The 14,524-nt window shown below is 63.6% G+C and carries 14 protein-coding genes and 1 riboswitch; of the genes, 5 read left to right on the plus strand and 9 right to left on the minus strand.

The window, feature by feature from the left end; genetic code table 11:
* Window positions 1–4 precede the first annotated feature (4 nt).
* From CPI83_RS21755 to thiO, 7 genes are all read right to left on the minus strand, one after another.
* Window positions 5–856 carry an adenylate/guanylate cyclase domain-containing protein gene (locus CPI83_RS21755; protein WP_019744506.1) on the minus strand — a complete coding sequence of 284 codons (852 nt, stop codon included), beginning with the start codon at window positions 854–856 and terminating at the stop codon, window positions 5–7.
* 97 nt (window positions 857–953) lie between these two features.
* Window positions 954–2,408, minus strand: coding sequence for a M20/M25/M40 family metallo-hydrolase (locus CPI83_RS21760; RefSeq protein WP_198586311.1), 1,455 nt, complete (start codon window positions 2,406–2,408; stop codon window positions 954–956).
* Window positions 2,409–2,540: 132 nt separating this feature from the next.
* Window positions 2,541–3,311: an ABC transporter permease gene (locus CPI83_RS21765; RefSeq protein WP_019744508.1), complete on the minus strand. Its 771-nt coding sequence runs from the start codon at window positions 3,309–3,311 to the stop codon at window positions 2,541–2,543.
* Window positions 3,311–4,315, minus strand: a complete 1,005-nt coding sequence (locus CPI83_RS21770) for an ATP-binding cassette domain-containing protein (protein ID WP_097387693.1) — start codon at window positions 4,313–4,315, stop codon at window positions 3,311–3,313. Before CPI83_RS21770 ends, CPI83_RS21765 begins: the two co-directional genes overlap by 1 nt.
* Before the next feature lie 129 nt (window positions 4,316–4,444).
* Complete coding sequence (locus CPI83_RS21775; protein ID WP_097387694.1) at window positions 4,445–5,197, minus strand: thiazole synthase; 753 nt, start codon at window positions 5,195–5,197, stop codon at window positions 4,445–4,447.
* Window positions 5,190–5,405 carry a sulfur carrier protein ThiS gene (gene thiS / locus CPI83_RS21780; RefSeq protein ID WP_003944402.1) on the minus strand — a complete coding sequence of 72 codons (216 nt, stop codon included), beginning with the start codon at window positions 5,403–5,405 and terminating at the stop codon, window positions 5,190–5,192. The genes CPI83_RS21775 and thiS overlap by 8 nt, the downstream gene beginning before the upstream one ends.
* Window positions 5,402–6,481: a glycine oxidase ThiO gene (gene thiO / locus CPI83_RS21785; RefSeq protein ID WP_060939860.1), complete on the minus strand. Its 1,080-nt coding sequence runs from the start codon at window positions 6,479–6,481 to the stop codon at window positions 5,402–5,404. Before thiO ends, thiS begins: the two co-directional genes overlap by 4 nt.
* Window positions 6,481–6,627: riboswitch (TPP riboswitch) on the minus strand. It overlaps the preceding gene by 1 nt.
* Window positions 6,628–6,653: 26 nt before the next feature.
* Between thiO and thiE the strand changes: the two genes are divergently transcribed.
* Both thiE and CPI83_RS31350 read left to right on the plus strand, forming a co-directional pair.
* Window positions 6,654–7,349, plus strand: a complete 696-nt coding sequence (thiE, locus tag CPI83_RS21790; protein WP_019749516.1) for a thiamine phosphate synthase — start codon at window positions 6,654–6,656, stop codon at window positions 7,347–7,349.
* A gap of 248 nt (window positions 7,350–7,597) precedes the next feature.
* A complete protein-coding gene (locus CPI83_RS31350; protein ID WP_003944354.1) occupies window positions 7,598–7,729 on the plus strand; it encodes a hypothetical protein in 132 nt (43 codons plus the stop codon).
* Window positions 7,730–7,808: 79 nt separating this feature from the next.
* Here the strand turns inward: CPI83_RS31350 and CPI83_RS21795 are convergent, their stop codons facing one another.
* Entirely contained in the window at window positions 7,809–8,453 is a 645-nt protein-coding gene (locus CPI83_RS21795; RefSeq protein WP_070797253.1) for an NUDIX hydrolase, read from the minus strand.
* Window positions 8,454–8,611: 158 nt separating this feature from the next.
* Between CPI83_RS21795 and CPI83_RS21800 the strand changes: the two genes are divergently transcribed.
* Genes CPI83_RS21800 through CPI83_RS21810 form a run of 3 tightly spaced genes read left to right on the plus strand, consistent with a single transcriptional unit; the run spans window position 8,612 to window position 13,309 of the window.
* Entirely contained in the window at window positions 8,612–9,973 is a 1,362-nt protein-coding gene (locus tag CPI83_RS21800) for a hypothetical protein (RefSeq protein WP_097387695.1), read from the plus strand.
* 14 nt (window positions 9,974–9,987) lie between these two features.
* Complete coding sequence (locus CPI83_RS21805; RefSeq protein ID WP_198586379.1) at window positions 9,988–10,974, plus strand: glutamate ABC transporter substrate-binding protein; 987 nt, start codon at window positions 9,988–9,990, stop codon at window positions 10,972–10,974.
* 7 nt (window positions 10,975–10,981) lie between these two features.
* Complete coding sequence (locus CPI83_RS21810) at window positions 10,982–13,309, plus strand: serine/threonine-protein kinase (RefSeq protein ID WP_097387697.1); 2,328 nt, start codon at window positions 10,982–10,984, stop codon at window positions 13,307–13,309.
* Window positions 13,310–13,324: 15 nt separating this feature from the next.
* Here CPI83_RS21810 and CPI83_RS21815 read toward each other — a convergent pair whose 3' ends face one another.
* Window positions 13,325–14,524 (minus strand): acetate kinase, encoded by a 1,200-nt coding sequence (locus tag CPI83_RS21815; protein ID WP_097387698.1) that lies wholly within the window; start codon window positions 14,522–14,524, stop codon window positions 13,325–13,327.

Genomic DNA, 14,524 nt, shown 5'->3' on the forward strand with positions numbered 1-14,524 from the left:
TGCGCTAGTTCCGGCGCACGCGCCAGATTCCCAGGTCGACGGGAACTCCGTTTGGCGTGGTCGCGAAAAACCCTCGCCGCCATGGCCGGATCGTGAGATCGAGATCCTCCAGGGTGCCGGCTTCGAGTTCCTCGAGAGTTGTCGCCGACATCATGACGTTGCCGTCGCCGCCCAAGCCCATCATCCGGGCGGCGATGGTCACGTCGACGCCGAGCCAGTCGTCGCCGATCTGGCGCGGAGTACCCGTGTGGAGGCCGACGCGCATTCGTGGGGTGTATCCGTCGAGGTCGACTTCCGCGAGTGCGTCCTGCGCGGTGAACACCGCCTTCAAAGCCGCATCCGGGCGAATGAACACGGCCATCAGACCGTCGCCCATCCGTTTGACGACGTGTCCGCCGTTGTCGGTGATCGGGGTTTCCACGGCCTGCGCCACGGCACGCAGGAGCGTCAGCGTGGCGCCGTCACCGGCTTCGAGTGACCAGGTGGAGAAGCCAACCAGATCGGTGAAGACGATGGTCAGTTCTTGATCACCGCGGCCGCGGCCCATCTTTTCCAGCGCCGCCTGCCACACCTGCAGTGCTCCGAGGCTCACTTCGCGAGTGGCCGCCGGCTTCTGATCGAGCAATCTGTCAGCGACGCGGGCCACGGCGCGGGCACCGCCAGGACCTGCCAGCGAGAGCGGATCTCCGAAGCCGGGATCACCGGGTAGTGCCCGCCTCAGCCGTCGTAGCGCGTCGATGAGCTGCTGCCGACGGTTCAGTTCTGCCGCAGAGTTCAAGACGACGTCGACGACGCCTCGAACCGAGGAGGAAGGAGCACCTGTCGTGTCGGTGCCCTCCGGGGACAGATCAGCCATAACTCAAGCGTAACTCAGAGTTACAGACAGTGTGCTGCCGCCGTTCTCGCACAGTGGCCTCCTGGTCGCTCGCACAGTCGATCATTCGGTCAGTCGATCATTCGGTTCTGGCCTGCGTTCGAGCATCGCCGACGGGAACGCCGTTCGGCCCGCTCAAATCCTGGGCATACGTCGCAACTCCGAAGGCTACTGCAGAAGCGTTGGCCGCGAGCGCTTCGCGATCGATGTTCGCGAGGTTGTCCTGTGCACTGTGGTAGTTCGGGTCGAAGGTCTCGTCCGCTTCGCCGCCCCACTTCTCGGCCTGAGCCGGCGTCTTGCGTTCGTCCGCGCCGCTGAACACTCCGCCCGCCGGGATTCCGATCTCGATGAACGGGCCGTAGTCGGAACGCCCGTCGAAGTCAGTTCCGTCCGCCGCAATCCCTCGCCCGCCGAGAAAATCGACGAAGGTGCGCTCGATGCCCGCCGACCCCTCGGGCCCTGGCCCCTCCCCGACGGCATCCGAGTTGTCACCGTCGTAAGCCAGGTATCCGGCATTGGGCGAACCGAGCATGTCGAAATTCAGATACAGGGCGATGTCGGCCCGTTCCTGATCGCTCAGACCTTCCACGTAACGGGTGGAGCCGACCAATCCCACTTCTTCCGCTCCCCAGAAAGCGAAACGCACGGCATTCTCGATGCTCGGTGAGCTTCCCATCTGCAGCGCGGTTTCCAGCACGGCTGCGGTGCCGCTTCCGTTGTCGTTGATTCCGGGACCTTCCGGCACACTGTCCAGGTGGGCGCCCACGACAACCACGTTGTCGGTCGCGCCGGTCTTGGTCTGTGCAATCACGTTGCGCGACTTCGTCGTTTCCGTCGACGTGTCGAGAATCAGCGTGAGGTCTCCGGGCGCTACGGCAAGAGCCTCGCCCGACGCCTTGCTCACCCCGCCGGTCGGGATGCGGGCGTCTTCGGGTTCACCCAAGGTTGCCCCGCCCAGCATCGCGTCCTCGTTGTTGGCAACCAACAACGCTGCCGCGCCGCGGTCAGCGGCGATCTTCTGCTTGTCGCCGAACGGGCACACTCCGCGGGTGACCAGCACGATTGCACCATTCACGTCACGGCCGTCGTAGTCGGTGGCCTCGCAACCTGGTGTCTCGTCGGCGGGAATCACCACCAGGCGTGCCGTGATTCCGGTCGGTCCCGTGGAGGGGGAATATGTCAACGCCCGCACCGGAACATCGGAGCCGTCAGTAGCTTTCAGGGATTCGGTGCCGGGATCGAAGGAGCTGAAGTCGAATTCCGGGGTACTGACGTCGAAGCCCTTGTCTTCGAGCAGGTTTGCCACGTAGTCGACACTGGCGTCGTAGCCGGGGGTTCCGGCCGATCGATTGCCGTCGTTGTTACCGGCGATCTTCTCGAGTTGCTCCAGATGCCCGGTCACGGCGTCGACCGTAACGGTCTCGGAGAATGCCACCGGATCTGCCGGGACGGCTGCTTCACTTCCTGACGACGAGCATCCACTCACCACGAGTGCTCCAGCCATTCCGACCACAACCACACCGAAGAGTCTCATCTTCGGAGGATATCGGCCGAAGCACAGGAAAGGGACCCAGTACGAATGGTTTTTCGTACTGGGTCCCTACTCTGCTGTCACTCCTCGTTCTCGGTAGGTCTCCCGACAACACCTACCGAGGGAGCGACAAGATCAGGCGTCGCGACGATTCACGATGACAATACTTGCTCCGAAAATCACCAGAACGAAGGCCGCGAAGTAGATCAGACTGCCCCAGGGTCCCCAGTGGAAATCAAGGCTTCCGCCGCCAGGGCTGAGGAAGTGGTTTGCGTTCGCGAACGGCAGGAACGGGGTGATCTTCTCGCCGACACTGCCGAACAATCCGAACAGGCTCTCGATGAGTAGCGGCCAGAGCAGGAGCAACGCAATAGCGCCCGCCGACTGGCGGATGATCGATCCGACGCCGACAGCAAGAATCACGCAGAGGAAGGCGTACACCGGGATGCCGTAAATCGCACGCCAGTCATCGCCGGTCGACAGGGTCAGGCCCGTGCTGGCCTCGGTACCGGCCATGGCTTTGGCCACCGCGTAGGACCCGAAGGCGAGGACAAACGTCAGCACCGCGCCGAAGGCACCGATGAGGCCGGCTTTGGCGATGAGAACCGAGGCACGGTTCGGAACTGCCTGGAAGGTGGTGCGGATGGTCCCGAAGCGGTACTCACTGGTGACCGCGAGGGCCGCCATGATCATGAGAACCATGATTCCGAAACCCGAGATGCCGGCCGTGGCAACGGCGGTGTCGAGGTCCGGTGCTCCCTGGACGTCGGAGGACGTCAGAGCCGACTTGGCAACCGCGCCCATGATGGCCGCGAAGCCGAGAGCGAGCACGACGATGATGACCGAGCACCAGAGCGGCGACTTGGTCGTGGTGATCTTGATACGTTCAGCACTGAGAACAGCCATTACAGTGCACCTCCCATAGCCTGCTGTGTGTTTGCCTGCTGTGTGTTTGCCTGCTGTGTACTTGCATGGTGTGCACCAGCACCCGGATCGATACCGGACGCGTGGTACTGGACATCGTCTCCGGTCAACTTCATGAACGCATCCTCGAGCGACCCCTGCTGAGACGCCAACTCGTACAACACGATTCCCTGCGAACCAGCCAAACCACCGATCACATCAGTCGTCGAATCCACGACCACCAACGCCGGCGCAACACCGGAACCGTCCTCACGCACCGTCAACCCCTGCGAGAGCAACACACTGCGCAACGCATCGAGCTGAGGACTGCGCACCCGCACCGTCGACTCCGACGAACGATCCACGAACTCCGCCACCGTCGAATCCGAAATCAACCGACCCCGACCGATCACCACCAACTGCTCCGCCGTCAACGCCATCTCCGAGAGAAGGTGACTCGACACCAACACCGTGCGGCCCTCGGCCGCCAACCGCTGCATGAACTTACGAATCCAGACGATGCCCTCCGGATCGAGACCGTTGACCGGCTCGTCGAACAACAACACCTTCGGATCCCCCAACAACGCACCCGCCAACCCGAGACGCTGCGACATACCCAACGAGAACCCGCCGGCCTTCTTGCCCGCCACCTCGGACAACCCGACCAACCCGAGCACCTCGTCCACGCGGGACTTCGGGATCCCGTTCGAAGCAGCCATCCACTGCAGATGCGCTCGCGCACTGCGATTGGGATGCACCCACTTCGCATCCAACAACGCGCCCACCGTCCGCAGCGGCGTCTTCAACTCCCGGTACGGCTTGCCCTCGATCAACGCCGCACCCGACGTCGGCTGATCCAAACCCAGGATCATCCGCATCGTCGTCGACTTACCCGCACCGTTGGGGCCCAGAAAGCCCGTCACGATGCCCGGCTTGACCGTGAACGACAAATCGTCCACCGCTTTCGTCGGTCCGTAAACCTTGGTCAATCCCCTCAGTTCAATCATGAGGAGAACTCTGCCCTACCGGCAATAACCAGCACATCGGCCACAGGTCTAGTTCCGAGTGGTACTCAGGTAGGACATGAGTCCGGGCAATTCGGGCAGAACCCCGAGAAATCAGCCGGATCTCGTCCCTCAGGACGACGCTTGAGCCCAGAATCGCTTGGGGATCCGGCCGGCGTGCCGCGCCTCGAAACCTGCCACGACAGCGTGACGCATCGCCGACGCCATCAGCGCGGGATTTTTGGCCCGCGTCACCGCTGTCGCAAGTAGGACGGCGTCGCAGCCCAACTCCATGGCAAGGGTGGCGTCGCTGGCCGTTCCGATCCCGGCGTCGAGGATGACGGGCACCCCGGCGCGCTCGACGATCATCTCGATGTTGTGCGGATTCGCGATACCCAGCCCGGTGCCGATGGGTGAACCGAGCGGCATGACCGCGGCGCAACCAACCTCTTCGAGGCGAAGCGCCAGCACGGGATCGTCCGTCGTGTACGGCAGAACGGTGAATCCGTCGTCCACCAATTGTTCTGCGGCGGAGACGAGTTCGATTGCGTCGGGCAGCAGTGTCCGCTCGTCGGCGATGACTTCGAGTTTGACCCAGTTCGTCTCGAGCGCTTCGCGTGCCAACTGCGCCGTCAGGACCGCTTCGGCGGCGCCCCGACACCCGGCGGTGTTCGGCAACGGTTCGATTCCGAGGCGACGAAGCAGGTCCAGAACGCCGGTGCCGCCGGCCGCGTCGACTCGCCGGATCGCGACGGTGGTCAGTTCGGTGCCGGAGGCGACAAGCGCTTCCTCGAGCACCGCAAGGTTGGCGGCGCCGCCTGTTCCGGTGATGAGCCGGGAACCGAAGCTGCGGCCAGCGATGGTGAGAAGGTCCTGCTCAGCCACCCTGCACCGCCGTGAGGATCTCGATTTCCCAACCACGTCCGACGGATTCGTCCCAACGCCCGCGAGGAAAGAGCGCACCGTCGACGGCGACGGCGATACCCTTGCTCGGCAACTCGAGGTGCGTCAGTAGCTCGGTCACCGTGACTGCTCGATCGAACTCGAGATCTTCGCCGTTGACGGTGATCCCGATCGGGACCTGCTCACTCATGAATTTTCCTTAACTACTGCGAACCGCTCGGGTTCGGTTCCTTTTACCTCGACCAAAGATGTGCCGTTCAGCAACGCGACCGTCGCATCGGCGGTGACGGGCGTCAGCAGGACACCGTTGCGTCCGTGTCCGGTGGAGACGACAACACGATCGGACACGCGCCCGATCAAGGGCAGGTTGTCCGGCGTCATGGGACGCAGGCCTGCCGCGCATTCGTACAGTTCGTATTCGCCGATCGCCGGCATCAGTGCCTCGGCGTCGTTGATCAGGTCGCGTACTCCGGCCATCGTGACCTGTGTGTCCTCACCGGACTCGTATTGTGTTGCGCCGACGACGATTCCGTCACCGCGCGGGACGAGGTAGGCGGGCCGCCCGTGGACGCTTCCGCGGATGGTGCGGCTGGGCGCCGGGGTGACTCCAGGCCTACTCCGCAGGCGAAGGATTTCGCCCTTGACCGGGCGTACCGGTAACCCGGGCCACAGCTTGGGTGACGCGATACCGGCGGTGAGCACGATCTGATCGGTGTCGAGTTCGGCGAGGTCGTTGACGGCACGCGCGATCAATTCGACGCCGGATTCCGCACAGGCCTTCTGCAACGCCTCCAGCAGAAGTCTGTTGTCGACGGCGGACTCACCGACAGCCATCAGTCCCGACCGGATGCCCCGGCCGAGCATCGGTTCGAGTTCGCGGATGCGGGCGCGACCGAGAACTTCGAGTTCATGGCCCTGCGCGGTCACCCACTCGGCGATGGTCTGCAGGTCCTGCGCGTCGGCCGCATCGAGTGCAACCGTCAGCGAACTGTCCGCGGTGAAGACCGATGGCCCGAACTTTCCGAGCTCCTCACCGAACGTCGGCCACCGTGCCAGGGACGCTGCACCAACCGTCAACGCTGTCTCTTCACCCGGCCAGCCTTCGGAAAGCGGGGCGAGCATTCCGCCCGCCACCCACGAAGCACCTGATCCAATGGACGGGTCGTACAACCGAACGGACCACCCGTCGCGGGCTGCTCGCCACGCAATGGCGAGACCGATGACACCGCCGCCGACAACCGACACCGTACGAGCGTGTGTACTCACGAAACTCCACCTCCACTTCCTGCGCCGGCATGATCCGGGTCAGGTCTGACGGTCGGGATCTGGTCGCGATCCCCTCTCAGCCCCACGAACCTCGCAGTCACGACAAAAAGTGACGGCGACGTTTCAGGACTCCCGTGTCGAACCTTGCTCCCTAGAGGCTACCGTTTGCTCCGTGCACCCCACACATCCCAGTAACGTCATCGACCGGCGCGAGCGCCTGGCAGCAGCACGGCTGTACCTGTGCACCGACGCGCGCCGCGAGAAAGGCGACCTCGCGCAGTTCGCCGAGGCAGCATTGTCCGGCGGAGTCGACATCATCCAATTGCGTGACAAGGGCTCTGCCGGTGAGCGCGAGTTCGGCCCGCTCGAGGCCAAGGACGAACTGGTAGCACTGGGCATTCTCGCGGCCGCAGCGCGACGCCACGGCGCATTGTTGGCCGTGAACGATCGCGCGGATCTCGCGATGGCTTCCGGTGCCGACATCCTCCACCTCGGGCAGAACGACATTCCCGTCCCCTACGCACGAACGGTTGTCGGTGAAGACGTCGTCATCGGGCGTTCGACGAGTAGTCGCGCGCAGGCGAGTCTGGCCGCAATCGAAGAGGGCGTCGACTACTTCTGCACCGGGCCGGTCTGGGCGACACCGACCAAACCGAATCGAAGTGCGTCCGGTCTGGAACTGGTTCGATCGACCGCCGACGCCGCACCGCCGCGCCCATGGTTCGCAATCGGCGGCATCGACGAGGAACGCCTGCCGGAGCTGCTCGATGCCGGTGCCACGCGCATCGTCGTCGTGCGTGCAATCACGCAGGCGTCGGATCCGCAGGCGGCTGCGCAGCGCCTCGCCGCGGCCGTCGCTGGACGCTGAAAACCGGTAACTGGCGACCGTCAACTGTTTGCCGGGCGATTTCCACACAGTTACGGGTCAGCACGCCTGACTCGAAACATGAACGGAAGTTGTCCGATCAGACAACAAACCCCCAGTTCCTAGGTGCGATTGGATGTCCGAAAAGTCGGATTACGTGATCTTGATCACAGTTGTTTCGATTGCGTGTCACATCCCATTCGGTTTGTTGTAGTTTACCTCCAGTTACTAACTGAACCTAGGAGCACTAAATGGGATCCCTCGACACCGGCTCGCTCAGCACCGAATCGCTCGAAGACCTGAACCTCGGCAAGATCAGCGAGCTGCTCAAGCTCGGTATCACCGCGGTCAGCTTCATCACGGCGCTGAACTCGCTCAGCTGAGCCTCGTTTCGGTCGGGAGACCGAAACACAGAAGGGCCGGACTCCTGAGGAGTCCGGCCCTTCTGCTGTATATGCCCTGTTAAGACTGCGTACTCGACGCCTCGGACAGGTTCTGGTCACTGCCTGACTGCTCACTGCCTTGGTGGGAACTGCCTTGGTGGGAACTGCCTTGGTGCGAGCTGCCCGACAACCATCCGAAGCCACCGTCTTCGAGTACGACGGTGTGTGGGTCGCCGGTCTGTAGGTCTTCGGTCTCGGCTGGTACAGGCGCAGTCCGGAGCTCGGGCCACGAGGAACCGAATCCCGGATGCAATGGCAGCGAATCGACGTCGGCTTCACGCACCCACCGCAACTCGGTGCTCTCACCGTTGGCAACCGTCGACAGTGGATGTGCCGCATCAGCCACGACGGTGGTGTAGGTCCACCCGCTCTCCGCGTGCATCGTCACTACCTCACCGCGGACGCGAACGGCGTCTTCGGCGATTCCGGCTTCTTCGTGTGCCTCCCGGACAGCGGCGTGCGTCGTGCTTTCGTGTGAGTCCCGTGCTCCACCGGGCAATGCCCAGGTACCACCTTGATGGCTCCACGCCGCACGATGCTGCAGCAAGACCAGGGGCGATCCGTCCGAATCGGGGGCGCGCAGAAGCAGTCCAGCGGCTCCGTGTTTACCCCAATGCCGAGTACCGTCCGGTCCGATCGACCAACCGTCACCGTCACCACGCATCGACTACCTCGCTCCGCCTGCTCTCGCCGTTGTCCCACACTAACCGTTTCAAACTGCTCCAGGTGTAGGTGATGCTTATATGCTCGCGAAGATGCCCTGAATCATTTCTCGGCGGCATCATTTCTCGGTAGCCCGCCTACAGCGAAGTGAGGTGCTCGATGGTCGACCGTGTCGTCCCGTCCATCGAACCCCGGTCGCTGCCGCCCTCCGAGGGCACTTCGGTATCGGCGGAGGACGAGCGAGCACTTCTGCGGCGCGAACTCCAGGCATTCATGTCCTCGACGCCTGGCCGGTTGACCGTCGTCGGAGTGATCTTGATTGCGATCACCTTGATCGCCGGACTCCTCGCCACCGCAGCGATCGAGAACCGACAGGCGAACCTCGACCTCCTCCTCGTCGAAACCGAACCTCTCGCCAACTCGGCCCAGAACCTCTACAGCGCGTTGTCTTTGGCAGACGCCGCCGCGGCCACCGCCTTCATCTCCGGCGGCCTCGAACCCGCCGAAGTACGCGACCGATACACGCAGTCGATCGGTGAGGCGTCGGCGGAGATCGTCCAGGCGTCGGCCGGTCTCGACTCGACTGATCTTGCCGGGCACAGCGCGTTGACCACCATCTCGACCGACCTCTCCGTCTACACCGGGCTGGTCGAAACTGCACGGGCGAACAATCGCGTCGGAAACCCGGTCGGGGCAGCATATTTGAGCGAGGCCTCGCAGTTGATGCAGACCTCGCTGCTGCCGATGGCTCAGCAACTGCACGCCTCGCAGGAGACCCTGGTCTCGCAGGTACAGCGCGATTTCGAGACTCCACCGTGGTGGCCGATCGTGGCATTCGTCCTCGTGATGTGCGCGCTGGTGGCAACACAGGTGTACTTCTCCCGCAAGAGTCGCCGACGCTTCAATCTCGGGTTGATCCTTGCCTCGCTCGCCGTCGCGGCTGCGCTGCTGTGGCTGCTCACCGTCGGACTGGTGTCCGCACTTGCCACCGGACGTGCACTCGACGCGGGCGCCGAGCCACTGCACGAACTGACCGAGGCCCGGATCATGGCACAGCAGGCACGTACCGTCGAAACCCTCACGTTGGCGAGACGGGATTCAACTGCCGAGGACAACGTGACGTTCACTCGCAAGGTCGACGCCCTGCGCGACATCCTCGAGGGCCTACGCAGCGACGAACGCGCCCGAGTGAACAACGAGGTGCTGACCGCCGCACTGGATTCGCGCGAGCAATGGGTGGCTGCGCACACGCGCATGTACGACCGTCTCGCGACCGGCGACTTCACTTCCGCTGCCGCCATCACCATCGGCTCCGGAGAACAGGATTCGGCCGCGGAATACGGAAAGCTCGATCACGAACTGTGGCAAGGAATCGTGGATTCGCGCACAAATCTTCGGTCCGACGTCTCGTACGCCTCACGTGTGTTGGCTGCCTCTGCACCGGGCATGACTGTATTGGCAGTTCTCGGAGTTGCCGGAATCTTCATCGGGTTCTGGCCCCGACTGCGGGAGTATCAGTGACGGGAGTACCGGAGATGCGGAGGAAGCTCCCGGCCGTGTGCGTCGCGGTTCTGGCAGCGTCCGTGCTGGCGCTCGCCGGTTGCGGTGCAGATCGAGCCGAAGACCTGAACAACGCGGCCGCCACGTCGTACACGGAACCGCCGCTGCCGGCCGAGGCCACCATCGCGCCCAGTCCGACACCGACGACTACCTCGTCGTGCACCAACCTCACTGCAAGCCTGCGCCCCACACCCGCAGACGCATCTCCGCAGCCACCCACGCCGAGCCTCGACGCCATCCGCGCCCGCGGGCGGCTGATCGTGGGTCTGGACACCGGTTCCAACCTCATGAGCTTTCGCGATCCGGCGACCGGACGCCTCGAAGGCTTCGACGTGGACATCGCCCGCGAGATCGCCCGCGATCTGCTCGGCGACCCGGAGAAGATCGAGTACCGAATCCTGACCTCGGACGATCGGATCGCCGCACTCCAGGAATCCATGGTCGACGTGGTCGTCAAAACCATGACCATCACGTGCGAGCGGCGCGAGAAGGTCGACTTCTCGACGCAGTACTTCTCCGCCGAGCAACGAATTCAGGTCCTGCAGGGTTCACCGGTACGCGGCATCGCCGATCTCGCAGGCAAGCGAGTCTGCGCTGCCCGGGGAACGACGTCGGCTACGCGAATCCAGGAGCTCCAACCCGAAGCCACCGTCGTGACCGTCCCGATGTGGTCCGACTGCCTCGTCGTCCTCCAGCAGGGGCAGGTGGACGCGATCAGCACCGACGACACGATTCTCGCCGGACTCGCCTCGCAAGACCCGTATCTCATGATGGTCGGTGGTTCGTTGGGCGTCGAGCCCTACGGAATCGGAGTGAACAAGGACAACCCCGACTTGGTCCGATTCGTCAACGGAACCCTCGAGCGGATCCGGGGTGACGGGACCTGGAACCGTATCTACGACCGTTGGCTCAGCGTCCTCGGTCCGTCACCCGGTCCCCCGCCGGCCGTCTACCGGGATTGAGGCTGACATGACCGAAGAATCCGGCCCCGAGCCCGACGCCACGCAAGCCTCCGTACGCCCCGAGCCTGACTCCACGCAGGCATCCCTACGCTCCGAACCCGAAGCCACCGGTGCCTACGAGCGCCTCGAACCGACCTCGGCCCAGATACGAGGAACCACGCCGTCCGCATCCTCCTCCCCTACCGGCCGCTCCACTCGATCCCGCCGCAGCCGGTCGGGACGAAAGCTGCGCCTCGGCGGCGGCCTGGTCGAAGTTCCCCCCGTCCCGCAGATCGACCCCGCATCTGCGGTGATGAGTGACCCGACGGTCCCCGAGCGCAAACGGTTCTGTTGGAAATGCAACGAACCGGTCGGCCGTAAGAGCGCAAGCACCAAGGCAACTCAGCACGGCACCTGCCCCAAGTGCGGTTCCACTTTCGACTTCCGCCCACTCCTCGAAGAGGGCGAATTGGTATCAGGTCAGTACGAGGTTCAAGGGCCCATCGCGCACGGCGGCCTCGGATGGATCTACCTCGCGATCGATCGTAATGTCAGCGACAGGTGGGTAGTTCTCAAGGGACTCCTGCATTTCGGTGATTCCGAAGCGCAAGCCGTTGCGGTGGCCGAGCGTCAGTTCCTCGCCGAGGTCGCCAACCCCAGCATCGTCAAGATCTTCAACTTCGTCGAGCATCCGCGCCCGGACGGGACACCCATGGGGTACATCGTCATGGAGTACGTGGGCGGACGATCATTGCGCGAGGTGCTGGCCGAATTCCCGGACGGCAAGCACATGCCGATCGAGCAGGCAATCGGCTACGTACTGGAAATCCTTCCGGCGCTGAGCTATCTGCATTCCACCGGCCTGGCGTACAACGACCTCAAACCCGAGAACGTGATGGTCACCGAGGACCAACTGAAGCTGATCGACCTCGGCGCCGTGTCCGGGATCGAAGACTACGGATACCTGTACGGCACTGCCGGCTATCAAGCGCCGGAGATCATCGAGACCGGCCCGACCATCGCCTCCGACATCTTCACCGTCGGAAGAACACTCGCGGTTCTCACCCTCGACATGCCCTCGAAGCACGGACGGTACCTCGACGGCCTTCCCGAACCCGAGGACGAGCCACTGCTGCGGGACAACGAGTTCTTCCACCGCCTGCTGCTGCGCGCCACCGACCCGGATCCGAAGAAGCGTTTCCAGTCGGCCGAGGAGATCGCGGGCCAACTCACCGGCGTTCTGCGAGAAATCCTCGCGGAGCAGACCGGGCAGGAGAATCCCGGGCTCTCGCTCGTGTTCAGCAGGCAGCGAACGTCTTTCGGCACCGATGAATTGGTCGGGCAAACCGATGTGTACGTCGACGGTGTCAGCCACGACGCTGCTCTCGATCCGCGCGAAGTTGCGCACGCACTTCCCATCCCGTTGGTCGACCCCACCGATCCCAGCGCGCCGTTGCTGGCGGCAGCGGTGCACAGCGAACCGTCTCAGACTCTCGATGCGTTGAAACACGCCCGCGAGAACGGAATCGACCGAACGTCAGGCACACCGGCGGCCGCCATCTCCGGCGAGGTCCGACTGGCCGAGGCCAAGGCTCATCTCGATCTCGGCGATCCGGAGACCGCGCTGAGTGTTCTGGACGAACTCCAGCAGAGCATCGGTGATCACTGGAAGATCGAGTGGTATCGAGGGCTTGCAGCGTTGCAACTGGACCGATTCGAGCCCGCCTTCAGTCATTTCGAGACCGTCCTGACGGCTCTGCCGGGCGAGGCTGCACCCAAACTCGCGTTGGCGGCGACAGCAGAACTGATCCTCCAGCATTGGGAGAGCGACGACCCGGACCAATGGTGCCACTTCTCGGAGAAGTACTACCGCACCGTCTGGCGGACCGAACGGAACTACGTCAGCGCAGCATTCGGGCTCGCCAGGCAACTCGCCGATCACGGCAACAAGAAGGCAGCCATCGCCGCCCTCGACGAAGTTCCCACGTCTTCCCGGCACTACAACGTCGCACGGATGTCGAGCGCTCTGACGATGCTGTCCGGCGTTCCGATCGCCGAACTCGACGAATCGACTCTGAGGGAAGCCGCCCGTCGCGTTCGCGCGCTACCGGCCGAGGAGAGCCGAAGTCTGCAGATGCGAACCCTGGTGTTGGGTACGGCACTCGATTGGATTCGCTACGGAAACCGCTCGCACACCGAACTCGAACCCATCCTCGACCTGCCATTCACCGAGCAGGGTCTGCGCACCGGAGCCGAAGCCTGCCTTCGCGCCCTCGCCCGCGCCACGACCTCCCGCACGCACCGCTACGCCCTCGTGGACCGGGCGAACGCGGTGCGTCCGCGCAGCAATTTCTGACGCGCTCCCCGAGATTTACAGCGCGGCCACCAAAGCCTTCGCCGCGCGGGCGATCGCCAACTCCTCGTTGGTGGGGACCACCAGCACCTCGACGGCCGACGTGGATGCGGAGATACGACGCTCGTCGCGGCTCTTCGCCTCGTTGAGAGTCGGGTCGACCTCGATTCCAAGACGGGAGAGGCCGGCCAGGCTGTCGCGTCGTACGTCGATGTTGTTCTCGCCAACACCGCCGGTGAAGGTGATGACGTCGACGCCACCGAGTTGAACGATGAAGGCGCCGATGTACTTACGGAGCATGTGTACGTAGACGTCGTAGGCAAGTTGTGCGTCTTCGTCGCCGCCCTCGATCAGTGCGAGCAGGGCACGGAAATCGTTGACTCCCGACAGCCCCTTCAAACCGGAACGACGGTTGAGGAGGTCGTCGATCTCGTCGACCTTCATTCCCGAGTTGCGGTTGAGGTGCAAGATGATGCCTGGGTCGATGTCGCCGCTGCGGGTGCCCATGACAAGACCCTCGAGCGGGGTGAGGCCCATCGTGGTGTCGATAGCCTTGCCGCCCTTGATTGCCGAGGCCGAAGCGCCGTTTCCGAGGTGCAGAACAATCTGATTCAGCTCGGCCGGATCCTTGCCGAGGAAGTCCACGACTCGTCCCGACACGTATTCGTGTGAGGTCCCGTGGAAGCCGTATCGACGAATCTGGTTGGCCTTGGCCACATCCCGATCGATCGCGTAGGTCGACGCTGCGGCGGGCAGCGTGTGAAAGAAGGCAGTGTCGAACACTGCTACGTGCGGAACGTCTGGCAGTTCTTCGCGCGCCACCTCGATACCGATCACGTTGGCCGGATTGTGCAGCGGCGCAAGGTTCGACAAATCCTCGATGGCTTTCACGACGCCGTCGTCGATGAGCGTCGGCGAATAGAAGATGTCACCACCGTGCACGACTCGGTGACCGACGGCGATGATTCCTGCCTCGCTCAGCGGCCGTCCGACCTCGGCGACGATGTCGAGCACCATCTTCAGTCCCGCACGGTGATCGGCGATGGGGAGGCTGCGGTCTTCGACTCCGGTGCGGTGGTTGTAGACGATGTGGCCGTCGGGTTCACCGATCCGCTCGATGAGGCCGTGCGCTACCGATTCCGCTGTATCCGGATGCACGAGTTGAAATTTGATCGATGACGAGCCGGAATTGATGACCAGTACGGTGCCGTCGCTCAC

The sequence above is a fragment of the Rhodococcus sp. H-CA8f genome (assembly GCF_002501585.1).
In the GTDB taxonomy this organism is placed as follows: Bacteria; Actinomycetota; Actinomycetes; order Mycobacteriales; family Mycobacteriaceae; genus Rhodococcus_F; species Rhodococcus_F erythropolis.

Coding starts and splice junctions, on each gene's coding strand:
- CPI83_RS21765 (WP_019744508.1), bottom strand. CDS start 3,311: ATGGCTGTTCTCAGTGCTGAACGTATCAAGATCACCACGACCAAGTCG.
- CPI83_RS21755 (WP_019744506.1), bottom strand. CDS start 856: ATGGCTGATCTGTCCCCGGAGGGCACCGACACGACAGGTGCTCCTTCC.
- CPI83_RS21760 (WP_198586311.1), bottom strand. CDS start 2,408: ATGAGACTCTTCGGTGTGGTTGTGGTCGGAATGGCTGGAGCACTCGTG.
- CPI83_RS21795 (WP_070797253.1), bottom strand. CDS start 8,453: ATGCGTGGTGACGGTGACGGTTGGTCGATCGGACCGGACGGTACTCGG.
- CPI83_RS31350 (WP_003944354.1), top strand. CDS start 7,598: ATGGGATCCCTCGACACCGGCTCGCTCAGCACCGAATCGCTCGAAGAC.
- CPI83_RS21810 (WP_097387697.1), top strand. CDS start 10,982: ATGACCGAAGAATCCGGCCCCGAGCCCGACGCCACGCAAGCCTCCGTA.
- CPI83_RS21805 (WP_198586379.1), top strand. CDS start 9,988: ATGCGGAGGAAGCTCCCGGCCGTGTGCGTCGCGGTTCTGGCAGCGTCC.
- thiS (WP_003944402.1), bottom strand. CDS start 5,405: ATGAGTGAGCAGGTCCCGATCGGGATCACCGTCAACGGCGAAGATCTC.
- CPI83_RS21770 (WP_097387693.1), bottom strand. CDS start 4,315: ATGATTGAACTGAGGGGATTGACCAAGGTTTACGGACCGACGAAAGCG.
- CPI83_RS21800 (WP_097387695.1), top strand. CDS start 8,612: ATGGTCGACCGTGTCGTCCCGTCCATCGAACCCCGGTCGCTGCCGCCC.